The 24,383-nt window shown below is 42.4% G+C and carries 23 protein-coding genes; 13 read left to right on the forward strand and 10 right to left on the reverse strand.

What is annotated here, in order from left to right; genetic code table 11:
* Positions 1-8: 8 nt before the first annotated feature.
* The 4 genes from ACFOSV_RS15295 (at position 9) to ACFOSV_RS15310 (ending at position 3,939) form a co-directional block, all read left to right on the forward strand.
* Positions 9-512 (forward strand): dihydrofolate reductase, encoded by a 504-nt coding sequence (locus ACFOSV_RS15295; RefSeq protein WP_377906906.1) that lies wholly within the window; start codon positions 9-11, stop codon positions 510-512.
* Positions 513-1,298, forward strand: coding sequence for an SDR family oxidoreductase (locus ACFOSV_RS15300; RefSeq protein WP_377906907.1), 786 nt, complete (start codon positions 513-515; stop codon positions 1,296-1,298).
* Between the two features lie 3 nt (positions 1,299-1,301).
* A complete protein-coding gene (locus tag ACFOSV_RS15305) occupies positions 1,302-2,558 on the forward strand; it encodes a competence/damage-inducible protein A (RefSeq protein WP_377906908.1) in 1,257 nt (418 codons plus the stop codon).
* 85 nt (positions 2,559-2,643) lie between these two features.
* Entirely contained in the window at positions 2,644-3,939 is a 1,296-nt protein-coding gene (locus tag ACFOSV_RS15310) for a dihydrolipoamide acetyltransferase family protein (RefSeq protein ID WP_377906909.1), read from the forward strand.
* A gap of 25 nt (positions 3,940-3,964) precedes the next feature.
* Here ACFOSV_RS15310 and ACFOSV_RS15315 read toward each other — a convergent pair whose 3' ends face one another.
* From ACFOSV_RS15315 to ACFOSV_RS15335, 5 genes are read right to left on the reverse strand one after another with little or no spacing between them, the layout of a single operon-like run.
* Positions 3,965-6,820 (reverse strand): ATP-binding protein, encoded by a 2,856-nt coding sequence (locus tag ACFOSV_RS15315; RefSeq protein WP_377906910.1) that lies wholly within the window; start codon positions 6,818-6,820, stop codon positions 3,965-3,967.
* Positions 6,820-7,815: a PDC sensor domain-containing protein gene (locus ACFOSV_RS15320; RefSeq protein WP_377906911.1), complete on the reverse strand. Its 996-nt coding sequence runs from the start codon at positions 7,813-7,815 to the stop codon at positions 6,820-6,822. Before ACFOSV_RS15320 ends, ACFOSV_RS15315 begins: the two co-directional genes overlap by 1 nt.
* A gap of 22 nt (positions 7,816-7,837) precedes the next feature.
* Positions 7,838-8,077, reverse strand: coding sequence for a hypothetical protein (locus ACFOSV_RS15325; protein ID WP_377906912.1), 240 nt, complete (start codon positions 8,075-8,077; stop codon positions 7,838-7,840).
* Positions 8,077-8,490 (reverse strand): OsmC family protein, encoded by a 414-nt coding sequence (locus ACFOSV_RS15330; protein WP_377906913.1) that lies wholly within the window; start codon positions 8,488-8,490, stop codon positions 8,077-8,079. Before ACFOSV_RS15330 ends, ACFOSV_RS15325 begins: the two co-directional genes overlap by 1 nt.
* A gap of 33 nt (positions 8,491-8,523) precedes the next feature.
* On the reverse strand, positions 8,524-11,901 hold the full coding sequence (locus ACFOSV_RS15335) for a methylmalonyl-CoA mutase family protein (protein WP_377906914.1): 3,378 nt from the start codon (positions 11,899-11,901) through the stop codon (positions 8,524-8,526).
* Between the two features lie 238 nt (positions 11,902-12,139).
* Between ACFOSV_RS15335 and ACFOSV_RS15340 the strand changes: the two genes are divergently transcribed.
* The 5 genes from ACFOSV_RS15340 (at position 12,140) to ACFOSV_RS15360 (ending at position 16,853) form a co-directional block, all read left to right on the forward strand.
* Entirely contained in the window at positions 12,140-13,432 is a 1,293-nt protein-coding gene (locus ACFOSV_RS15340; protein WP_377906915.1) for an acetyl-CoA hydrolase/transferase family protein, read from the forward strand.
* A 325-nt stretch (positions 13,433-13,757) separates the two neighbouring features.
* A complete protein-coding gene (locus ACFOSV_RS15345; RefSeq protein ID WP_377906916.1) occupies positions 13,758-15,089 on the forward strand; it encodes a sugar porter family MFS transporter in 1,332 nt (443 codons plus the stop codon).
* A 4-nt stretch (positions 15,090-15,093) separates the two neighbouring features.
* Positions 15,094-15,981: a carbohydrate kinase family protein gene (locus ACFOSV_RS15350; protein ID WP_377906917.1), complete on the forward strand. Its 888-nt coding sequence runs from the start codon at positions 15,094-15,096 to the stop codon at positions 15,979-15,981.
* A gap of 66 nt (positions 15,982-16,047) precedes the next feature.
* A complete protein-coding gene (gene merTP, locus ACFOSV_RS15355) occupies positions 16,048-16,560 on the forward strand; it encodes a mercuric transport protein MerTP (RefSeq protein ID WP_377906918.1) in 513 nt (170 codons plus the stop codon).
* A gap of 86 nt (positions 16,561-16,646) precedes the next feature.
* Positions 16,647-16,853 carry a GDCCVxC domain-containing (seleno)protein gene (locus tag ACFOSV_RS15360; protein WP_377906919.1) on the forward strand — a complete coding sequence of 69 codons (207 nt, stop codon included), beginning with the start codon at positions 16,647-16,649 and terminating at the stop codon, positions 16,851-16,853.
* A 70-nt stretch (positions 16,854-16,923) separates the two neighbouring features.
* Here the strand turns inward: ACFOSV_RS15360 and ACFOSV_RS15365 are convergent, their stop codons facing one another.
* The 5 genes from ACFOSV_RS15365 to rsmA all read right to left on the reverse strand — a co-directional run bounded on the left by ACFOSV_RS15365 (position 16,924) and on the right by rsmA (position 21,167).
* The gene (locus ACFOSV_RS15365) at positions 16,924-17,316 is read right to left on the reverse strand and encodes an HIT family protein (RefSeq protein ID WP_377906920.1); all 393 of its coding nucleotides are present in this window, start codon (positions 17,314-17,316) and stop codon (positions 16,924-16,926) included.
* A 40-nt stretch (positions 17,317-17,356) separates the two neighbouring features.
* Complete coding sequence (gene greA, locus ACFOSV_RS15370; protein ID WP_377906921.1) at positions 17,357-17,827, reverse strand: transcription elongation factor GreA; 471 nt, start codon at positions 17,825-17,827, stop codon at positions 17,357-17,359.
* Between the two features lie 255 nt (positions 17,828-18,082).
* Positions 18,083-19,018, reverse strand: a complete 936-nt coding sequence (locus ACFOSV_RS15375) for an NAD(P)-dependent oxidoreductase (RefSeq protein WP_377906922.1) — start codon at positions 19,016-19,018, stop codon at positions 18,083-18,085.
* Between the two features lie 9 nt (positions 19,019-19,027).
* Complete coding sequence (mgtE, locus tag ACFOSV_RS15380; protein ID WP_377906924.1) at positions 19,028-20,395, reverse strand: magnesium transporter; 1,368 nt, start codon at positions 20,393-20,395, stop codon at positions 19,028-19,030.
* A complete protein-coding gene (gene rsmA / locus ACFOSV_RS15385; RefSeq protein WP_377906925.1) occupies positions 20,382-21,167 on the reverse strand; it encodes a 16S rRNA (adenine(1518)-N(6)/adenine(1519)-N(6))-dimethyltransferase RsmA in 786 nt (261 codons plus the stop codon). The genes mgtE and rsmA overlap by 14 nt, the downstream gene beginning before the upstream one ends.
* 102 nt (positions 21,168-21,269) lie before the next feature.
* Between rsmA and pdxA the strand changes: the two genes are divergently transcribed.
* From pdxA to ACFOSV_RS15405, 4 genes are all read left to right on the forward strand, one after another.
* Entirely contained in the window at positions 21,270-22,295 is a 1,026-nt protein-coding gene (gene pdxA / locus ACFOSV_RS15390; protein ID WP_377906926.1) for a 4-hydroxythreonine-4-phosphate dehydrogenase PdxA, read from the forward strand.
* Between the two features lie 94 nt (positions 22,296-22,389).
* On the forward strand, positions 22,390-22,935 hold the full coding sequence (locus tag ACFOSV_RS15395; RefSeq protein ID WP_377906927.1) for a YceD family protein: 546 nt from the start codon (positions 22,390-22,392) through the stop codon (positions 22,933-22,935).
* A gap of 24 nt (positions 22,936-22,959) precedes the next feature.
* Complete coding sequence (gene rpmF, locus ACFOSV_RS15400) at positions 22,960-23,151, forward strand: 50S ribosomal protein L32 (RefSeq protein ID WP_377906928.1); 192 nt, start codon at positions 22,960-22,962, stop codon at positions 23,149-23,151.
* 212 nt (positions 23,152-23,363) lie between these two features.
* Complete coding sequence (locus ACFOSV_RS15405) at positions 23,364-24,362, forward strand: beta-ketoacyl-ACP synthase III (RefSeq protein ID WP_377906929.1); 999 nt, start codon at positions 23,364-23,366, stop codon at positions 24,360-24,362.
* The last annotated feature ends 21 nt before the right edge of the window (positions 24,363-24,383 follow it).

The following is a 24,383-nucleotide window of genomic DNA, read 5'->3' on the forward strand; positions in this document are numbered from 1 at the left end:
AGCTTAAAATGAAAATTTCCCTGATAGCAGCAGTGGCGAAAAATTTGGTGATTGGAAAATCAAATGATTTGGTGTGGCGCCTTCCTGATGATTTCAAAAGATTCAAATCCATCACTTCGGGCCATTATATTTTAATGGGCCGCAAGACTTTTGAATCCCTCGGAAAACCCCTCCCCAATCGCACGCATCTCGTTGTCACCAGAAATGCAGATTACGAGGTTCCAGAGGGTCATCATGTCTTTACAGACATGCAGGATGCCTTTATTTTTAGCCTTGAACAAGGAATAGATACCCTATTTGTCATTGGCGGAGGAGAGATTTATAAAGAGTCTTTGGATGTTGCAGATGAGCTTTTGCTGACACTTGTGGATGCGGAGCCGGAGGGGGATGCTTTTTTTCCTGAATGGAATCCAGAAAATTGGGAAGAAACATACAGAGAATTTCATCCGGCAGATGAAAAGCACGAGTATTCATTTACTTATGTAAATTTGAAGAGAATCGACCACAAATAAATGAATCAACGTGTAGTTTGGATTACCGGCGCATCCTCCGGAATTGGTGAGGCATGCGCAAAAAAATATCTCGAAGAAGGCTGGCAAGTCATTCTTTCTGCCAGAAACCAAAAAGAACTGGAGCGAGTAAAAAAAGAATCAAAACATCCTCAAAAGGCTGAAATACTAGCCTTAGACCTGACCGATGGTAGTGCATTGGCGGAAAAAGTCAAGGAGGCTATAGGAATTTTCGGGCAAGTAGATGTCCTCATCCACTCCGGAGGAATCAGTCAGCGTTCCCTAGTCAAAGACACTGCAATGGAGGTGGATCGACGACTTTTTGAAGTAAATTTCTTTGGAACCATTGCCCTGACTAAGGCTATTTTACCACATTTCATTCAAAGAAAATCTGGGGCTTTTGTTGTAATTTCTTCTTTGGTTGGCAAGTTTGGAACTCCTTATCGAAGTGCCTACGCCGCCTCTAAGCACGCTTTGCATGGCTTTTTTGATTCTCTTCGTGCAGAGCACTCTGAGGATCAAATCCAAGTCACAATCATTTGTCCTGGATTCATCAAAACCAAAGTATCGATCAATGCCCTAACGGCAGATGGAACTCCGCTGATGGAAATGGATGATGTTCAAGCCAACGGAATGAGTCCAGAAGATTGTGCCAAAGCGATTTTTAAAGCAGTTAAATCAGGAAAAAACGAAGTGAATATCGGAGGAAAAGAGACTTTTGGCGTTTTGGTTAAGCGTTTTTTCCCAGGCATTTTTACAAAACTAATCCGTAAGGCAAAGGTTAGATAAGGCATGAAGGAAATCAAAGCGGAAATAATTGCCATTGGAGATGAATTGCTCTATGGACAAATAGTAGATACAAATAGCCATTGGATCAGTCAAGAGTTGAATCTTATCGGAGTTAAAGTCATCCGAAAGACCACCGTGGGGGATAAGCGACTTGAGATCCTTTCTGCCTTCAAGGAGGCTGAATACCGGGCAGATGTCATTCTGATCACGGGAGGCTTAGGACCTACTCAGGATGATTTGACCAAACCATTACTCGCTGAGTATTTCAATTGTAATATCGTAGAGGTGCCGGAAGCTGTAAAAGCCATTACAGAATTTTTTGAGCGAAGAGGACGGGAAATGACTCCACTGAACATCCTTCAAGGCCATCTTCCAGCACTATGTACCTATGTACCAAATGAAGTGGGTACGGCACCCGGAATGTGGTTTCAGCGAAATAATACCTGCTGGATGAGTATGCCAGGCGTGCCTCATGAGATGAAGAAATTAATGCATGACTTTGTCTTGCCGAAGCTAGCCGAAGTCTTCCCACTTCCTGTCATTCGTCATCGCATGATCAAAACTGTAGGTATTGGCGAAAGCTGGCTTTCTGACCTAATCTCCGATTGGGAAAATAGCTTACCTCCACATATTCGCCTAGCTTATCTTCCTTCTTTAGGTCATGTTAAACTTCGATTGACAGGCTTTGGGGAAGATGCTCAGCAGATCGATAAAGAAATCCAAAAACAGATAAATAAAGTCCTGCCCACAATCGAAAAGTATGTTTATGGGTACGACGGAGAAGTTTTAGAAACTGCTATCGGCAAACTTCTTAAAGAATCTGGTCAAACTGTAGCACTAGCAGAAAGCTGTAGCGGTGGTTTTGTAGCACATCAGATTACTACGGTACCCGGTAGCAGTGACTATTTTCAAGGTGCTGTGGTCCCATATCACAATGAATTCAAGACCAAAATACTCGGAGTACCTCAGGAGACCCTAGCTGCTCATGGCGCCGTGAGCGAAGAAACGGTCATTGCGATGGCCAATGGGGTTCGCAAACAGTTCCAGGCTGACTTTGGTTTGGCAAGCAGTGGGGTGGCGGGACCAGGAGGAGGATCTATCGAAAAACCAGTGGGTACAGTATGGATTTGTTGCTCAGGAAAAGACTTCGTGAAAACAAAGAAACTCCAATTGACCCAAGACCGCCTCTTGAATATTCAATTGACAAGTGTAGCTTTGTTGAACTTGCTTCGGATTTGTATTTTGAAGTCAAGCGAATAAAATTTTATTTGAAAGGTTTGGGATAGTCTTATTTAGAATATAATTTTATAGGAAGAATAAATACCCAATTTAATTACAGAGAACTATGGCAAGCGTAGAAATGCTCATGCCCAAAATGGGCGAAAGTATCGTAGAGGGAACCGTACTTACCTGGCTCAAGAAAGAAGGTGATTCCATTGAGGAAGATGAATCCGTACTCGAGGTAGCCACAGATAAAGTAGACACTGAAGTTCCTTCAACCCATGCCGGGACGCTTAAAAAAATACTCGTGCAGGAGGGTGAAGTAGTGGCTGTAGGCGCTCCTATTGCTATTATTGAAACTTCTGGTGAAGCAACAGCAGCAGCCCCAGAAGAGAAAGAAGTACAACCATCAGCCAAAGAGGAATTGCTTTCGATTGCACCAGAACAAACTGCTGCATTGATAGCACCCGCAAATGAAGATGTGTCAGATGAACGCTTTTATTCTCCTCTGGTAAGAAACATAGCTAAAGAGGAAGGAATTTCTCAAGCAGAGCTTGCTAAAATCCCAGGTACTGGCAAAGATTCTAGGGTGACGAAGCAGGATATGCTCAAATATCTTAAAGACAGATCCACCGCACCTGCCCCTTCTGCTCCAGGCGCTTCTCCAGCACCGTCTATCTCCGAGCCAAAAGTACAAATCAGTATTTCCGGTGAGGACGAGATTATAGAAATGGACCGCATGCGCAAAATGATTGCCACTAGAATGGTGGATTCTAAGCGTATCTCTCCACATGTGACTTCTTTTGTAGAAGCTGACATGACGAACATCGTACTTTGGAGAAATAAGAATAAAGAGGCCTACAAGAAGAAATTTGGTGAACCAATCACCTTTACTCCTTTCTTCATCGAGGCAATAGCAAAAGCAATTGGAGATTTCCCAATGATCAACATCTCAGTGGATGGGGATCGAATCATTCGTAAAAAAGACATAAATATCGGAATGGCCGTAGCGCTTCCTTCAGGAAACCTAATCGTTCCAGTTATTAAAAAGGCAGATCAACTCAACCTAGTTGGGATATCTAAAAAGGTAAATGACTTAGCTGCAAGAGGTCGAGCTAATAAACTTACTGCCGATGATTTGACCGGTGGTACTTATACCGTCTCCAATGTGGGGTCATTCGGTAACGTAATGGGCACTCCTATTATCGCGCAGCCACAAGTAGCCATAATGGCCGTGGGAGCAATTGTAAAAAAACCAGCAGTCGTAGAAACTCCAACTGGAGATGTGATTGCTATACGGCACAAAATGTTCTTGTCACACTCTTATGATCATAGAGTCGTTGACGGTTCACTGGGTGGAATGTTTGTTCGGAAAGTCGCAGACTATCTCGAAGCATTTAACATCAACACTGAACTCTAAAAAAACGGACCCAATTGGGTCCGTTTTAGTTTATCAATTTTTCTCGCAATCGGATATGAGCCTGCTCTAACTTAGCTGCCAAGATGGAAAGTCGAATGGGCTTGGTCAGATATTCATCCATTCCCATTTCCATCGCTTTTTTAAAGTCCTCATCAAAAACATTGGCTGAAAGTCCAATGATCATAACATCAGACTGTGCACTCCCTTCTCTGATTCTCCTTGTGGCCTCCAAACCATTTAAAATTGGCATTTGAACATCCATTAAGATCAAATCATAGGGTCTCTCCTTAAGAGCCGAAAGTACCTCTAAGCCATTTCTAGCGACATCAAATTCATAATGCATCTGGTGAAGCATAAGTGACATTAACTCAAGATTAAGGTCATTATCCTCAGCTAAAAGAATCCGGAGTGGAAATCTCTCTCCGAGTCTTATATCCTCAGAAGCTGTTCCCATATAATCCTCTTTGGCGGTCACGTCCTGATCCTCCAGCTTACTCAATAATACCTGAAATGAGAACACCGATCCCTCACCAACTTGGCTTTTAATTTCCAAATCGCCTCCCATGATCTGTATAATCTTCTTGGCAATGGCAAGACCAAGACCTGTTCCCTGAAATGACCGCTCGGAAGAACTTTCAACCTGGTAAAAAGGGTCAGTCAAATACGGGATATTTTCCTCAGGAATCCCAATACCAGAGTCTTGGATTTCACAATGAATAAAATACGCTGTTTCGGTAAGCATCTCTGCTCGAAGCCGGATGAAAATCTGCCCTCTATCTGGAGTGAATTTGATAGCATTTCCTACCAAATTGAGGAGTACTTGAACCCATTTTTCCCTATCTCCCTCAAACCAGGCTCGAGCCTGCTCATCAATATTTGAACTCAACTTGATATGCTTTCTCTTGGTCATCCCAAGAAAAATATTGGTAACCTTCTCTAATTCATCGGCGGGATTAAACGCCTCCTCTGTCAGTTCGATTTTCCCTGACTCGATTTTGGAGTAATCCAAAATGTCTTTGATAATATTCAAGAGAGAGTTTCCAGAAGTCTTAATAATTTGAAGATACTGGAGCTGCTTTTCACTTAGATTGGTATGTTCGAGCAGGTCGATGATCCCCAGCAATCCATTGAGAGGGGTTCGAATTTCATGACTCATATTCGCAAGAAATTCAGATTTTGCCTGATTTGCCTTATCAGCTGTGTTCATCGCATCTATCAGACCTTGTTCCCACACTTTTTGGGCAGTTATTTCCTTTGAAATGGACATCATTAGGCTGTTATCAAGCGGAAAAAAACGGACTTCAAAATATTTCTGGACATTTTTGATTTTCACCTTCCACTCCACGGTTTGGATTCTACCTGTCATTCGTGAATTTTCAAAGGCATTCCAGATTTTATCCCTTTGACTTTTACTGATGGCTTTTTTAATATTTTGACCAATCAATGATTTAGAATTATCTAAAAAATCACCATGATCTTTGATGTCCAAGGATAGTATTTTCCCTCCATTGTCATAAATGGATATCACATCAGGAATATTCTCTATCACATTTCGAAGTCTATTTTCACTTTGAATCAATTCATTCCTAGATTCGTATTGAGTGGTAATATCAGTGCATATACCACTACCTCCCAGAAACTTACCGGATTCATCATAATGCAATTTTTCGAAAATCCGTAGTCTTATTTTCTTTCCATCACGGCGGACATAATCATATTCAAAATCCAAATGAGGATATTGCTTTTGTACAGCGGATAGAATGTATTTTCGTAACCTTCTGACATCTTCCGAACGACTATCCTTTTGAAATGCCTTCTGGAATTCCTCTAAATTTCGACCAAGAATCCGCTCCACCTCTTTGGTTACTCTTGTGATTTTACCTTGATGATTATGAAAAAAAACAAAGCCTTTCAGTTCTTGCAGAAGTAAACTCTGCTGCTCAAAAAGGTCTGCAATTTCATTACTCTTTTTCTCGAGTTGCCTTCTAGATTTTTCATTGTTATTTAGAGAAAAAGTGAAAATCACGACTGTGCCCCCGAGGATCAAAACCAAAACTGCAAAAAGATAAAAGTAGGTCGAGTAAATACCCGAGTTCAAATCATCCGTTTTTAATAGAAAAACTAAAGAAGCCCCTTCCTTTAGCTGCCCAAAATCAAATGGATATTGAGCTGCAACTCCACTCCCTTCTCCTCCCTCAGACTGCCAAACCAAATCGTAAACACCCTTCAGCCCGAGTTCTACGTCAGATTCGATCTCACTGGTAGTTTCCTCAGGAAAACTCAATTCACCTGATTTTAGGCCGGATAATTGAATAATCTTTTCATCCATTACTAAGTACTTTGCTCCTTCCGGATCTAAGTAATAGTCGGCTACAAAATTGACTGTAAAAGAGGGTAAATTGATAAAAAACAGTAAGTCTATGTCCCGCTTGCCCACAACTTCATGGGTTAGTTTACCATCAAGAGATTCTTCATCAGTCAAAGTTCTCCTGATGAAGTCGTTTCTAGGAGTCATTTCAAAAGAAATGAGTGAATCCTGAAAATCGACCCATACTGAATCAATTAAATTAGGGTAAGAATTAAATACTCGTCTTATGGTTTCGGTAAACTCCTGTCGATAATCTTCAGCATCCATGTCTTCATCATCGATAAAATTCCGAACCACTTTTGCATCGATTTCAAAACGATAAATCTCCTTTTCCAATTGACGAGAAACGAGCTCTGTCTGACTGGCTAAGAATTCTTTTCGGGAGGAAATTTGAGAATTCCGAATGGCGATAAAAAAATTTACCGCCAAAACCACTACCAATACGATCATTAAAACCCCAAGAATTACATTGGCCCAATAGTCGCGTTGGTATTTGGTTTTTAGAAACTCCATTAATTGAAAATTTCAATAAGCAACCAATCGACCAATTCAAAACGAGAAGAGATGGCACAGGTCAAACCACCTTCATTTTCAAATTCAAAATGCTCTTTTGAGGATAGCAAAAGGCTTTGTGCCATATCTCGAACTTCTGGACTTTTGCTATTGTATAGGTTATAATCAGAAATCCTAAAATTATTTGAGCGAATGGTCTCACGATAAACATGGTTTCGCAAAGGCGGAAAACCTAATTTATTGATTGCTTGGGGTGATCCAGCTACAATATCTCCCTTTCCGGTGACCACTAGATAATCCCCATCAAAAGACTCTAGAAATGGACTGAGAACCTCTTCTATCCTGAAATCAATACCTAAAACTGAATGAAGCTTTTCCTCATGATAAATGGGGGTAACTAGCGAAACGATCCAACCTCTACCTGCAGGATCAATATAAGGATCCGGAAGCCAGCGAGGGACTCGTTCTGGATTATGAGATTCATCCGCTTCGTAGAAAAAATTGAAAGTGGTCACATCTAAATCTGGGTCCAGCAGATTCACGGCATCATAGGAGGGATACACTCTAGAAACTTGGTTCACTGAATTTGTGTAAACCTGTGAAACTAAAGGATATTTAAATACAAGGTCCTTGAACACTGAATCCAAGGAATTAGTGATCAAAACTTCCTTGCGGGCTAATGGCATGTCTGTCGCGAGCTGAGATATATAAATCGTACTCAGATCACTGCCATCGCCCGGTCTATTGGTAGAGATACCATCTACAATAGTATACTTTGAATCTACCCTTAACTCTTCACTTTGATTTGAAGACACCAACAATTTCTCTGAAAATCTTGCGATTTCATCAATTTCCTGCATTAAGCTTTTTCCTTCACCCTCTAGTCCATTAATTAAGGTCTTAAGCCGATCATAATTCGCTTGATGGCTATGACTTTCCGGAGACTCACAAGAGCAAATCCAGATCCACACACAGACTACAATCAATCTTCTCATAGTCCAAATTAAAGAATTTTAATCAAAGCTTTCCTAGCTCCTCCCTGAAGGAAAGGCCCATTTCATGGAAACGGGTCTTGACTTTTTCAAAGAATTCTCCTTCCCAAAAAACCTCTAACTCAGCCTCTTCCAAAACATCCATTTCTGGAACTTTAAATGTTTGCTCCATGGGTCCAAGCTCAAATTTGATAATATACTTGTTGTTCCAAGCAAACAAACTGATTCGGATCTCCTCTTTGGACCATTCCTTTAAAACTCTCATTACGGACGCTTCACTTCTGAAGTATAAGTAATCTCTGCCTTCAGAGAGGATGCCACGGAGCAATACTTATCTACTGAAAGTGCCACTACTTTTGCAAACTCCTCTTCCTTAGCATCTGGTGAAACAATCACAAATTTCAATTGGATAGAAGTGTAGAATGCAGGAATTCCATCGTTACGTTGCCCCTCCACTTCTACATAGAAATCCTCAATAGTCTTCCGCTTTTTTTTCATCATCAAAACCGCATCTACCGAAGCACAGCCACCCAAGGACGACAAAAGTAAATCCATCGGAGATTGTGCCTTTTTTTCGGGTGCGTCATACATATCGATGGCGACTTCATTTCCTTGCTGGTTTGAGGCCACGTATTCGTAGTCGGCCTTCATTCGTACGGTTACACTTCTAGTTGACATGAGTCTTGATTACTTAGGATAAAAGATTTTAGATTACATATTTCTGCGGTACTGCCCTCCTACTTCATACAAAGCATGAGTAATATGGCCTAAGGAGCAATATTTAACCGCCTCAATCAGCTCCTTGAAAATATTTTCATTTTTAATTGCAGCTAGCTTCAGACGTTGGGCATATTCTTCGGCCTTCTTCGGGTAAGCCTTTTGGAGGTTTTGAAGGGTTTTGATTTGATCCTCTTTTTCGCTTTCAGCAGCACGGATAACTTCACCAGGGGTCACAGTGGGAGAGCCTTCAGAAGATAAGAAGGTATTTACCCCAATTATCGGATATTCACCAGTATGCTTAAGCATTTCATAATGTAAGCTTTCCTCCTGAATCTTGCCTCGCTGATACATAGTCTCCATAGCTCCAAGCACACCTCCTCTTTCAGTGATTCGGTCAAACTCTACATAGACTGCTTCCTCCACTAGATCTGTCAGCTCCTCGATGATAAATGCACCTTGCAATGGGTTTTCATTTTTTGCTAAGCCTAATTCCTTATTGATAATCAACTGAATCGCCATAGCTCGACGAACCGATGCCTCTGTAGGAGTTGTAATAGCTTCATCATAGGCATTGGTATGCAGGGAGTTGCAATTGTCATAAATCGCATACAAGGCCTGCAAGGTCGTCCGGATATCATTAAAATCGATCTCCTGTGCATGCAAAGAACGCCCGGAAGTCTGGATATGATACTTCAACATCTGCGAACGCTCATTCGCGCCATACTTAAGTTTCATGGCTTTCGCCCAAATCCGTCGGGCCACTCGACCAATCACCGCGTATTCTGGATCGATTCCATTGGAGAAAAAGAAGGAAAGATTTGGAGCAAACTTATTGATGTCCATGCCTCGACTTACATAGTATTCCACATAAGTAAATCCATTGGACAGCGTCAACGCCAGCTGGGTAATTGGATTCGCCCCTGCCTCGGCAATGTGATACCCTGAAATTGAAACAGAATAGAAGTTGCGGATGGCATTCTCTATAAAGTATTCCTGCACATCTCCCATCAGTCGAAGTGAAAACTCCGTGGAGAAAATACAGGTATTCTGCGCCTGATCTTCTTTCAAAATATCTGCCTGAACCGTTCCCCTTACCTTGGAAATGGTATCTGCTTTGATTTTTTCATAGACTTCCTTCGGCAAAACCTGATCACCAGTCACACCCAAAAGCATCAAACCCAATCCATCATTTCCTTCTGGAATCTGTCCTTTGTACACGGGACGAGCAATACCCTTTTCTTGATAGATAGTCTCTATTTTTTGATCGATTTCTTTCTCCAATCCATTCTCTCGGATATATACTTCGCATTGCTGATCGATAGCCGCATTCATGAAAAATGCAGTCATCGTGGCAGCAGGACCATTAATGGTCATGGAAACCGATGTCTTGGGATCAACCAGATTAAAGCCTGAATACAACTTTTTAGCATCATCCAGACAGCAAACATTCACGCCAGAGTTTCCTATTTTTCCATAGATGTCTGGACGATAGTCTGGATCTTCTCCATAAAGCGTTACGGAATCAAAAGCCGTAGAAAGTCTTTTCGCAGGCATTCCCTTCGAAACATAATGAAATCGTTTATTGGTCCGCTCTGGCCCACCCTCTCCTGCAAACATCCGCGTTGGATCTTCTCCTTCTCGCTTGAATGGAAATACGCCTGCTGTGTAAGGGAATTTACCTGGTACATTCTCGGTCAGACCCCATTTAAGCAAATCTCCCCATGCCTCATAACGTGGCAAAGCAATTTTTGGAATTTTAGAATCCGAAAGAGACTTGGTGTAAGTCTGAACCTTTATTTCTTTGTCGCGAACCTTGAAAACGTAATAGTCATCACTATATCGCTGAGCTTCTTCGCCCCACTCTTCAAGCCACTTTTTATTCTTCGGATCAAAATCTAATTCTACCTGAGCATATACTTCTTGTAACTCCTTCACCAATCGGTCCACATCCGCAACTTGAGAGTTTTGGATCGTTTCAATGGACTTTTGAATACTGTAAAGCTTTTGTGCGATTTCTCGCTGCTCTTCTACCCAAGCATCATAGTTTCTATTAATCTCAGTGATTTCTGAAAGATATCGGGTTCTGGCAGGTGGAATAATATAAATTTTCTCAGATTGACCTGCAGTCAATTCAAAAGTGCTAACCCATCCTTCCTTCTTTTTATTGATTTCAGCAATCAAAGCGCGGTAAAGCTGATTCATTCCCGGGTCATTAAACTGGGAGGCAATGGTGCCAAACACCGGGATATCTTCGTCCTTGGTTTCCCAAAGATTATGATTGCGCTTGTATTGCTTTTTTACATCGCGGATGGCGTCCAAAGCGCCACGCTTGTCGAATTTGTTCAAAGCAATCACATCAGCAAAATCTAGCATGTCGATTTTTTCCAACTGTGAAGCTGCTCCATACTCCGGAGTCATCACGTAAAGCGAAAGATCAGAATGCTCAATTATTTCAGTATCTGATTGGCCTATACCAGATGTTTCCAAAATCACCAAATCAAATCCAGCCGCCTTAACTGTATCTACAGCGTCCTGCACATAGCGAGAAAGGGCCAAATTAGACTGCCGAGTTGCTAACGAACGCATAAAAACTCTAGGGTGATTGATGGCATTCATCCGGATTCTGTCTCCTAGCAATGCTCCACCCGTTTTTCGTTTGGATGGATCCACGGAAATGATGGCAAGGGTTCGATCTTCAAAATCAATCAAAAACCGTCTAACCAACTCGTCCACCAAGGAGGATTTTCCAGCTCCACCCGTTCCTGTGATACCTAGTACAGGTACGGAGGATGCTTGACTTTTTTCTCGCACCGAATCAAGCAAAGCTTTAGATCGATCAGGAAAGTTTTCGAAAGCCGAAATGGCCCGAGCCACGTAGCCTTTCTTCTCTTTTACCAAAGAGAACTCCTCAGGAAGTTCATCCCCAATCGGGAAATCACATTGCTTCACCAGATCATTGATCATACCCTGCAAACCCATAGCTCTTCCATCGTCTGGAGCATAGATGCGCGTAATTCCGTATTCATGAAGCTCTTTAATTTCTTCAGGAAGGATGGTCCCTCCTCCTCCACCAAAGATTTTGATATGTCCGGATCCCTTTTCCTTTAGCAGGTCATGCATGTATTTGAAAAATTCCACGTGCCCCCCCTGATAGGAAGTGATCGCGATGGCCTGAACATCCTCTTGGATCGCACAATCCACAATTTCCTGTACCGAGCGATTGTGCCCCAGGTGGATCACCTCACATCCCGTGGACTGAATAATCCGACGCATGATATTGATAGCCGCATCGTGTCCATCAAAAAGTGAGGCTGCAGTGACGATACGAATGTGATTTTTAGGGGAGTAAATTTCTACTGAACTTGTCATTATATCGGGTTTATAGCTTGGCTTATGTTTTCTGATGTGAAAATCCCAAAATTGGAAGGATTCTGAACACAGTGCGAATATAGGGAATTTAAAGCTTGGTGAAGGAGCATTTTTGACACAAAACCAAATATTCTTTGGTGTCTAAAAAAGACATATATCATGAAAATAGTTCTTTTTACTGTGGTCTTTTTGTTATCATCAATGGCTATTTTTGTCAAGAACTCAAACCAACTCGACCATGATTCAGTATACGACTCCCGAAAACGCCGTTAGCCCAGTTCAGAGCCACCAACGTATATTTGTTCAGGGAAGTGCCGCTACCCCAACCACCCTGCTCCATGCCTTGGCTGCACGAAAGGAAGAGCTTAGAAATGTAGAAATCGTCGCAATCACGACTTTGGGAGATATGCCCTTGGTGGCTGAAGATTGTAGACAAAGTTTTTATATGAATTCACTTTTCGTTTCTCAAAATGTACGGGAAGCTGTGAATTCAGAACATGGAGGGTATGTACCAATTTTTTTGAGTGAAATCGGGCACCTTTTCAGAAATGGAATTCTTTCCATCGATGTAGCAATAATCCAAGTATCCGAACCAGATGCACATGGCTTTTGCTCTCTTGGTGTTTCAGTGGATATTGCCAAGCCAGCAGTAGAGATGGCTGAAGTGATCATTGCCCAAGTGAATAAAAGAATGCCGCGAACACACGGAGATGGCCACATTCATATTTCCAAAATTACCCATGCCATCCATGTGGACGAACCCTTACACGAGATTGATCACTTAGAGAAAATCACTGAAAACGATAAGCAAATCGGTAACCATATCGCCAGCTTAATCGAAGATAGATCTACCCTTCAAATGGGTATTGGATCTATTCCTGATGCGGTCTTGGGTTCACTTCACCACCACAGGGATTTGGGAGTACATACGGAAATGTTCTCTAATGGAATTCTTGGGCTTCTCGAATCTGGCGCCATTACCAATGCGTACAAAAAGAAGCACCCCGGCAAAATCGTCAGTTCATTTGCCGTAGGCTCAGCAAAACTCTACGAAGAAATCCACGACAATCCGCTCTTTTCATTCCATGAGGCAGCCTATGTGAATGACACCGCAGTGATTCGAAAAAATCCTAGAGTAGTTTCTATCAATTCTTGCCTTGAAATGGATATCACAGGGCAGGTTTGTGCAGATTCCATCGGTAGTTACCATTATTCCGGTGTGGGTGGCCAAATGGACTTTATGCGAGGAGCAGCTTTGTCTCCCGGAGGGAAACCTATTATGGCACTTACCTCCACCACCAAAAAAGGCGTAAGTAAAATCGCTCCATTTTTGAAGCAAGGTGCCGGCGTGGTCACCACTCGTGCACATATGCACTATGTGGTGACTGAATATGGTATCGCCTATCTCTACGGTAAAAACCTACGGCAACGTGCCTATGAACTACTGAATATCGCTCACCCAGATCATCGGGAAAGCATTGAAAAAGCAATAATTGAGCGTTTCGGCAGTTTTGTGTATCCTTTTAGATAGGCAACTTTAAAATTAAAAAATTTAAAATGGTCATGGCCTTATTTACCTGATTTTGCCTGTCTCGATGCATATCGGGAACGAAGTATGACAGACCGTTCCAAACTCGATTCGGGAAAGCAATCTATTATGCTTATTAAAGCTAAATAGATTGCCAAGCCTGCGAAACTCATGATAGCCATGACTAGAGCGATGAATAAATTGCTGCTGCCTAGATCAGTTTAAACTTATGAGCGAATAACTCCTCATAACAACCATTTGGTGTTCGCTATTTTGATTTCAATGGCATCTGATTAGATTCGTAGGCTAAAATGCATCCCGACCGCCTATGTCTTCAAAGAATTACGCCTTTTTTGTTTCTATCACAGCCGCGTTGGGCGGCTTTTTATTTGGCTTTGATACGGCCGTAATCTCCGGCGCAGAGCGCGATATCCAAGAAGTATGGGGGCTGAGCGACTGGATGCATGGTTTAGCCATCGCTTCTGCACTTTATGGTACAGTCATAGGAGCCCTCTTTGGAGGAATTCCCGCCGACCGACTAGGCAGAAAGAAAAGCTTGCTTTGGATTGGCTTGCTTTATTTCGCCTCAGCTTTTGGCTCGGCGATGGCTTGGGACGTCTCTTCCTTTACCCTCTTCCGTTTCATCGGAGGACTTGGAGTCGGCGCATCCTCGGTCGTGGCTCCAATGTATATCTCGGAGATAGCTCCTGCCAAAAACCGTGGTTTACTAGTAGCACTCTACCAATTCAATATAGTCTTTGGAATCGTGATCGCTTATCTATCCAACTATCTTATTGGCACGGCAGATATAGCAAACGAATGGAGATGGATGCTTGGCGTAGAAGCAATCCCGGCACTGATTTATTCCCTCATGATTTTTAGCATACCCGAAAGCCCACGCTGGATTATCGCAAAGCTTGGAGATAAAATCAAAGCTAGAGAAATTCTGACCCGAACTGACCCCGAAGGCGTGGATGAAGCCATTCGCCTTGCGCTAGAGGAAGAGGCCAAAATGAAGCAAAAAGCCAGTTTTGGTGCTATTTTCAGTAAGCGGTTTATGCCTACGACTCTTTTAGCTATTATGATTGCCTTTTTCAATCAGGTGTCTGGTATCAATGCTATCATCTATTTTGCGCCACGAGTATTTGAAATGGCTGGGATATCCACCGAAAATGCGCTGATCTCTACCATTGGAATTGGGGTAGTGAATCTCTTCGGTACTTTCCTAGGTTTATATTTAATCGATCGACTGGGAAGAAAGAAACTTATGTATATCGGTTCTTTCGGCTATATCATTTCCCTTTCCTTGATGGCCTACAATTTCCTTGGACCTGGCATTCCGGCCTTTTGGCTTCCAATTTTTGTATTTGGCTTTATTGTTTCGCATGCGATTGGACAAGGATCAGTAATTTGGGTATTTATTTCTGAGATGTTTCCAAATGATCTTCGCGCCTACGGCCAGTCTATAGGTTCCTTTACCCACTGGATTCTAGCCGCCTTGATTGCCAATGTATTTCCTTTCTTTGCCAATGAATTTGGACCAGGATATATTTTCGCCTTTTTCGGATTGATGATGGTAGGTCAGTTGCTTTGGGTCAGATTCAAAATGCCAGAGACAAAAGGTCGTACTTTGGAAGAAATTCATCAAAACATTCACTAAAACTATGAATAAGAAAGTTGTGGTCTTCGGAGAGATGCTCTGGGACTGTTTGCCTAGTGGTGCTGTACCGGGTGGTGCACCTATGAATGTGGCACTAAACTTACATAAGCTAGGGCTCCAATCTAAACTGATCTCCGCAGTAGGTGAGGATAGTGACGGAAAAGCTCTTTTGGATTTTTTGGGCGCCTCTGCCCTACCCTTGGACCTAATTCAAGTGCTGGCAGATCAGCCCACTTCGAAAGTATTGGTGGATGACTCCGACCCAGAAAACATGAAGTACGAGATCGTAGCTCCAGTAGCCTGGGATTTTATAACTGTGAATCAAGCCAATATTCAAGCTGTATCTGAAGCTGATGCATTTGTTTTTGGTTCTCTGGGTGTACGTAATCCAAAGAGTTTCTCCTGCCTAATGGAGTTACTTCCACTAGCTAAACTACGGGTATTTGATGTTAACCTCCGTCCGCCTTTTGTCGATCTAAAGCAAATTGAGAGCCTTTTTACCCAAACAGATATCCTGAAAATCAATGAGGAAGAACTAGAAACCCTGGCAGACTACTTTGGACTAAAGCCCGAAATAACAGAGGTAGCTGGCTTTCTAATGGAAGAGTTTAACCTACGGCTGGTCTGCGTGACTTTGGGAGCAAAGGGTGCTTTTCTCCAAGTAAAGGATACAGGCATGAGACACAAGGGCTACCGTGTGAAAGTCCAAGACACCATTGGGGCTGGAGATGCGTTTCTTAGCGGTCTGATTTATCAACAGCTCAAAGGCAGCGACTTGGTCAAAACACTTGAGTTTTCCAGCAAGCTTGGGGCTTTTGTGGCGAGTCAAAAAGGCGGTACTCAAGAGTATACTTTGGAGCAGATTGAAAGCTTAGATTTGGAGGCGAATTAAAAAACAAAGCACTTTTGTTCAAATGCTTATCTTAATATCTTTACCAATCATTAGTCATTAAGAAAAGTGAGATCAGAAAGCAAGTTGGCAAGTCTAGGATTATTAACAGCAATATCTGCCTCACTTTGCTGCATTACTCCAATTTTGGCCATCTTGGCGGGTACGAGTGGACTTGCTTCGACATTTTCATGGCTTGATCCCTTTAGACCTTATTTTATAGGTTTTACCTTGTTGATCCTTGGAATGGCTTGGTATCAAAAACTCAAGCCTAAAAAGCAAATTGACTGCGCTTGCGACACTACAGAGAAAACCCCATTTATTCAAACGAAGCAATTTCTTAGCATAATTACGGTTTTCTCAGCACTGATGCTTGCATTTCCTTCCTATGCCGATTTGTTCTTCTCTGAGCCAAATAATCAGGTAGAACTAGCAAATCCCATGGACATCCAAACGATAGAATTTCGAATAAAAGGAATGACTTGCACTGGATTTGAAGCCCCGGTAAACCATGAGCTCAGCAAATTAAATGGTATTGTAAAAGCATTGGTTTCTTATGAAAATGCCAACGCGGTCGTATAATTCGACAGGACTCTGACAGACTCTGACGAGATAATGGAGTCCATTGAAAAAACAGGCTATTCGGTTGAAGATAAAAAAGCTTTAGAATGAAAATAGTACTCCAATCCACACTAACCTGTCCTAATTGTGGGCATAAAAAGGAGGAAATAATGCCTACGGATGCTTGTCAATTTTTCTATGAATTTGAAAGCTGTAAAGTAGTACTCAAGCCCAAACTAGGAGATTGCTGTGTTTATTGTAGCTATGGCACTGTCAAGTGCCCTCCAATCCAACAAGGAAGTAGTTGCTGCTAACAAGTGAACCTGACTCTAACCAAATGCTGGGATTAGGTCTTGCAATTACGAAAATTACAAACCCTTAAAATCAAACACCTACTCTAATCTTCTCTCCGATCTCAGCCAGTTCTTCTTTACTCAACTTGAGCTTAGGACGAGTAAAGTTGATATCGTCCATGGTGTTTAGCGGAACGAGATGTACATGTACATGAGGGACTTCCAAACCGATTACAGCCACTCCTACTCGGGTGCATTTAATCGTTTTATCGATGGCCTTTGCCACCCTTTGAGCAAAGAGATGTAAGCCGCTGAGCACCTCAGGTTCTAAGTTAAAAATATAATCCACCTCCACTTTAGGTACCACAAGCACATGGCCCTTGACCAAGGGCATGATATCCAGAAAAGCGATGTAATTTTCATCCTCAGCGATGATTTCAGCTGGGATTTCCCGATTGATGATTTTTGTAAAAATGCTTGCCATGACGCTAAAATAAAAAATCCGGGATGAACATGGATTTGGATTAGTAAGAAATCTCTAAAACTTCAAATTGTAAGGTTCCGGCTGGTGCTTTGATCTCAGCGATCTCCCCTACCTTTTTGCCGTTTAGGCCTTTGCCGAAAGGCGAACCCAAAGATATTTTTCCGGCCTTCAGATCAGCCTCTTCTTCGGATACCAAAGTATATGACACAACCATGCCGTTTTTCACATTCTTGATTTTCACAGTGCTCAGAATTCCAGCCTTCGAAGTATCCATCTGTGAGTTGTCAAGCACACGCGCATTTCCCACGACAGCCTCAAGTTTGGCTATTTTCAGTTCCAAGTGTCCTTGAGCATCTTTGGCGGCATCATATTCTGCATTTTCACTCAGGTCGCCCTTGTCACGAGCCTCAGCGATTTGCTTGGCAATATCGTGTCTTCCCTTGCCCTTAAGCTCGGCGAGCTCTTCTTTCAGCCTGCGAAGGCCTTCCTCTGTATAGTACTGTACTCCCATAGTCGCAATTATTTTGGATAGGTATCTAAAACAAAGTAACGGTCGCAGAATGGGACCGTTACTGGGTATTTGACCTTATTTGATGGACAAAAATAGAAAAAGCATTTTCAGAAAACAAAGATTGCAAGCATTTAAAAGTATGACTCAAGCCTGATGCAGTCCTCTTTAAAGTAGGGAGAAGACATAACTCTATGACTAAAAAAAACAGGGTTATATGTTTTGACGGCATGGGTATTCGCCGAATAATTTTAGACCTTAAACACTAGACTTTAAATCTCTAATCTGCTCCACCAACACCTCATTAATGCGGATATAAGATTCCACCGTCCAGCCTGCCACATGTGGACTAAAAATCACATTTTCTCTTTCAGCTAGTTTGTTAAATTCTAGCTGTTGCTTTGGCGTGAATTTTTGGAATTTTTCGATTTCTAATACATCCAGCACAGCTCCTCGGACTTGACCAGTATCTAGAACTTTGTTCAGCGTTTCGAAGGAAACAACTTCGCCTCTAGCAGTATTGACAAGCCAAATGGGATTTTGAAAACTTTGGAAAACCTCCTCGGTAAAGTACCCTCGAGTCTCAGGCGTAAGTGGCACATGAATACTAAGTATATCCGTGCTAGCGCAAAAATCATCCCAGTTCACTTCCTCCACCTGCTCATTTCCAAAACCACTCTTGTACTTATCATAAGCAATCACATTGACCTCAAAGCCCTGAAGTCGCTTCGAAAAAGCCGTCCCCATATTACCAAAGCCCAGAATCCCCACGGTTTTTCCTTTGAGTTCTACCCCGCGATTCCCTTCACGATCCCAAATGCCTTTTCTCACTTCTGCATTCGCTTTTATAACATGATTAAAGAGCGCGAGTAATCCACCCATGGCATGCTCGGCCACGGCATCACGATTTCCTTTGGCAGCATGAAAAAGCTGGATATTCCTCTCTTGCACATAGTCCAAGTCGATTTTTTCCAAACCTGCTCCTGCTCTTCCTATAAATTTTAGCTGAGCGGCTTTCTCTAGAAGTTCCCGATCCAAGGGTGTTTTGGACCGTATGATCAGTCCATCGTATTCTGCTACGCAATCCAAAATCTCTTCTCGAGTTATTTTTGGACAATAATTGACCGTATGTCCCAACTCCTCAAGCATAGGAATGATGCTGAGATGCATTTCATCAATGATTAAGATTTTCATGGGTTTTGATTAGAGATTGAGTAACGACATCGCTACCAAAAAATAAACTGCCAAACCGAGCAGATCGTTTGCAGTGGTGATAAAAGGACCCGAAGCTAAAGCTGGATTTATGCCAAGACGATCTAGGACAATTGGAGTTACGGTGCCCATGAATGAGGCAAGTAATACCACAGAAAACAAGGCTATAGACACCACCATAGCAAATTTGGTCCCATTTCCATAAAACAATACCACCATCCCAAATACAAAAAGGGCGAGGATCACACCGTTCAATAAGGCAACCAAAAGTCCTTTAAAAAACCTTTTTCCAAGACTATCATCAAACACCGACTTACTGGCTAAGGATTGAACCACCAACGAAGAGGATTGAATCCCCACATTTCCACCGGTTGCAGTAATTAGTGGAATAAAGAAAGCTAGTGCTGTTACTTTGCTCAAGCCAGCTTCAAAAAAACCAATAAATCCAGCTCCCATCAAGCCTCCTACGATACCGATCAACAGCCATGGTAACCGAGCCTTGGTCAATTTGATCACAGAGTCATATTCATCGACGGTATCGGAGATACCGGACATGGCCTGCATATCTTCCTCAGCTTCTTCACGAATTACGTCTAGGATGTCATCTACAGTAATTCGACCTACAAGCACATTTTTAGAATTGACGACAGGAATAGATTCCAAATCATAGCGACGCATGATCTCCGCCACTTCCTCCTGGTCCTCGTACGTTTGAACAGAAATCACCTCATCCTCATAGATATCTGCGATTTTGGTATCATCTGCGGCTAGCACTATCTTTTTCAATGAAACCCGCCCCAGCAATTGCTGGCGATTATTGACCACATAAATCGAAAAAATCTTCTCCACATTTTCCGCCTGCCGTCGAATCTCATTGATGGTTTGAACCATCGTCCAGTTTTTATTGGCACGGATATACTCCTTTGCCATGATACCACCTGCGGTATCTTCGTCGTATCGAAGAAGTTCGAGGATTAGCGCTGTTTTGGCGCTATCCTTAAAATGGCTGATGATATCTTCTCTCTCCTTTTGAGAAAAAAGGTTCAGCATATCGGCAGCATCATCCGAGTCCATGCACTCCACCAGACTAGCGATCTCGGTTTCGTCCATTTCCTTCAGGACTTTGGCCAGCGTATCGTCTTCTAGTTCAATCAGGATATCGGCCGCAACTTGTAGATCCATTGCGCGGAAGACATAGATCGCCTCATCCATCGAGAGTTCTTCCAAAAGGGAGGCGATATCAGCGACATTGACTCCGTCAAAAGACTCTTCGATAAAACTCAGGTTCTCCTCCTCAATGGCCACTTGAAGACTTTCAAGGTACTCCTTGGAGAGTTCGAATTGCTTAATGGCTTCCACGAGATTTTTCTATTTCTTGGGTTAAAAACACAAAATCAGATACATCCAGCTGCTCTGCACGCATGTCCATCAGCGGATGCTCCTTCAAATCCTCTGCAAGATCAAAAGATTTTAGCGAGTTACGAAGGGTTTTCCTTCTATTCCCAAAACCACCTTTGACCACCTTGAAGAAGAGCTTTTCATCACAGCCCAAATTCTCCACATTATTTCGCGTGAGGCGGATCACACCAGAGTTGACTTTCGGAGGTGGATCAAAAACATGAGGAGGTACAGTGAAAAGGTATTCGATATCGTAAAAAGCCTGAAGTAATACAGACAAAATGCCATAGGCTTTGCTCCCTTTCGGTGATGCGATTCGCTCAGCCACTTCTTTTTGCAGCATGCAGACCACCTCAGTCACTTTGCTACGCTGTTCAAGTACTCGGAAGAAAATTTGCGAGGAAATATTATATGGGAAATTCCCCATCACGATATAGGATTCAGGGAAGATCGTTCGAAAATCATGCTCTAAAAAATCCCCTAAAATCATGTTTGACTCCAGATCAGGATATTTTTCCTTCAGATAGGCAATAGACTCTCGGTCAATTTCGATGAGATGCAAATCAAAGTCTTTTTTCAAAAGAAAATCCGTAAGGACTCCCATCCCGGGTCCAATCTCCAAGATCGCTTTGGTCCCCATGTGACCTGTCACCGCATCGGCTATCTTTTCAGCAATGGTCAAATCTTTCAGAAAGTGTTGACCTAAATGCTTTTTCGCCCTGACCTTTTTCATCGATAGCCTTTTAAAATTTGTAACTTGCGTTTAAAATTATAACATTATTCCCAAAGGTCGAGAGCCGAACAAGGAATAGGTCGAAAGGAAGCAGAAAAGCGTATGAACCCCAACTCAAATAAACCCATCATAGGAATCAGTATTGGCGATTGCAATGGCATAGGTCCAGAAGTAATCCTCAAGGCACTTTCGGACCCACGAATGGTTAAAATGTTTACTCCGGTGATCTATGGTCATGGGAGAATCATTGCGTTTTATCGCAAGGCACTTTCGATGGAAGACTTCAACTTTCATCAGACTAGGGATATTGATAGTATTCATCATAAAAAAGTCAATGTTCTCAACATCTCCGAAGAATGCCCAGATGTATTTCCAGGTACCGAGTCGGAGTTGGCTGGTAAATTTGCGCTGGATTCATTTGAGGCAGCAATCGAGGATCTCAAATCTGGAAAAATCCACGGTTTGGTTACCGCCCCGGTCAATAAAAACAACATTAACACCGAGCAAACTCCCTTTGTTGGACATACCGAGCACCTAACCAAGGCTGTGGGGAAAAACAAAAGTCTAATGATGATGGTGTCTGAAGATTTTCGCGTTGGGGTAATCACTGGGCATATTCCTCTCCATCAAGTCACTCAGACCATTACCAAGGAGCTGATCAAGGAAAAATGTAAGCTTATGCTCTCCAGTCTCGAGAAGGATTTTGGTATCAATAAACCAAAAATCGCCGTATTGGGACTGAATCCACATGCAGGTGAGGACGGGCTTTTGGGCAAAGAAGAAATAGAAATCATCCAGCCTGCCATCAATGAATTGAAGGATCAAAACCTTTATGTTTTTGGTCCTTATCCAGCTGATGGCTTCTTCGGAATGATGCAGCAAAAACGTTTTGATGGAGTCTTGGCCATGTATCATGACCAAGGGTTGATCCCGTTCAAGGCACTGGCATTCGACAGCGGGGTAAATTTCACGGCTGGACTGCCTGTGGTACGAACTTCACCAGACCATGGCACCGCCTATGCGATTTCGGGGCAAAATCTTGCTGAAGCAGGATCGATGCGCTCAGCCTTATTTCTGGCAGTAGATGTGGTCAATACCCATCAGCAATTGGAAGAAGCTGTATCCTAGGAGAAATCGGCAAAAAAACCAAAGAATATTTTCTAATACGGTTCCAAGTATTCAAATTAATCCCTAAATTTGCGGTCTTAAATCAGGAGGAGCTATGGACAAATTCTTCAGAACCTTTGATATAGAGGTAATTAAGTATAATGTAGGTGTCCATGAGATCGACTTCACGATTGATGATCAGTTTTTCTCGCATTTTGAGGATAATGAGATTGTTGACAAGGGAGATTTGGCCGTACGGGTCAAAATGGATATTGGTGCAAATTTGATAGAGGTTGATTTTGAAATCAATGGGCAAGTTGAATTGACTTGTGATCGCAGCTTAGAAAAGTTCGATTACCCATTGGACATTCAGCAAACGATGATTTATAAGTTTGGTGGAGAGGAAAAAGAAATCAATGAAGATGTGTACATGATCACTCGTGACACCCCATCAATCAATATTGCGCAGCTTTTGTATGAATTCATCTTGTTGGCTATTCCTACAAAAAGAATTCATCCTGATTATAAAAATGAATTAGATAATGACGATCCTGAAATTCAGGGTGGATTTATAATTATAGAAAGAGACGAGGAAAACGAAATTTCCGAAGAAGAGCAGATTGATCCACGGTGGGCTTCGCTCAAAAATTTAAAAAAGTAAGCACAATCATAAACCACGCATAAAATGGCACATCCTAAACGAAAAATTTCAAAAACCAGAAGAGACAAGCGCAGAACTCATTACAAGTTGGAAGCAAGAGGCCTAGCTAAATGCCCAACGACTGGTGAATTTCACCTTCCACACAGAGCTTTCTGGCTTGATGGCAAACTTTATTACAAAGGCCAAGTGATCATGGAAAAAGAGGTATTGGCTTAATTTGCTATACTTTCAAAATAGATCCATCCTGTTTCAGGGTGGATTTTTTTTTGACCAAAAAAGCCGCCCAGATTACGCTATTCCTTAGCCAAGTAAGATTTGTTTTGGTGGTAAGATACATTTGTAATATTTTTGACCCTTATCACGTCGGGTAATCTCGACCCAAACAACCCAGCCCGGTCAATTTTTTTGCCCGGAAAACCAAACACTGAATGGACCAAATTAGAGCCATGATCACTGGTATCCAAGGCTATGTGCCCGAATACCGACTTACGAATAAAGAATTGGAGACCCTTGTCGACACAAACGATGAGTGGATTCTCAGCCGAACTGGCATCAAAGAAAGAAGAATTTTAAAGGGAGAGGATCAAGGCACCTCCGTCATGGGTGCTGAAGCCGTAAAAGGACTTCTCGAAAAAACAGGAACTGATCCTGCAGAGATCGATTTGATCATCTGCGCCACAGTCACTCCTGACTTACCCTTCCCGGCCACAGCAAATATTATTGCAGACAAAGTCGGCGCAAAAAACAGTTTTAGCTTTGATTTGGCTGCTGCTTGTTCTGGATTTCTGTTCGCATTAAACGTGGGCACTCAATTTATCCAAGCTGGAACGCATAAAAAAGTGATCGTAGTAGGCGCAGACAAAATGTCCTCTATTGTCGACTATACGGATCGAACCACCTGTATTCTCTTTGGAGACGGTGCAGGTGCTGTACTATTAGAAGCCACTACTGAAAATGTGGGTATCATGGATTCAATCTTGAAATCAGACGGATCTGGAGAACCTTATCTTCATATGAAAGCAGGAGGAAGTAGAAGACCTGCTACCCATGATACCGTGGACCGAAAGGAGCACTTTGCCTATCAGGAAGGAGCTACTGTATTTAAATTTGCTGTGACCAATATGGCAGATGTGAGTGCAGAAGTAATGGAGCGCAATGGTCTAAAAGGTGAAGACGTGGCTTGGCTAGTCCCACATCAGGCCAACAAACGAATTATCGATGCCACTGCAAACCGCATGGGCATTGGCCCTGAAAAGGTAATGATGAATATTGAGCGCTATGGCAATACCACAGCAGCCACTATTCCACTTTGCCTTTGGGAATATGAGAAACAACTGAAAAAGGGCGATAATTTGATATTAGCGGCTTTTGGGGGTGGATTTACTTGGGGAGCCACTTATGTGAAGTGGGCCTATGACCCGAAATAACTTGAATACAATTTAAATACT

The sequence above is a fragment of the Algoriphagus namhaensis genome (assembly GCF_042649705.1).
GTDB classification, from domain to species: Bacteria; Bacteroidota; Bacteroidia; order Cytophagales; family Cyclobacteriaceae; genus Algoriphagus; species Algoriphagus namhaensis.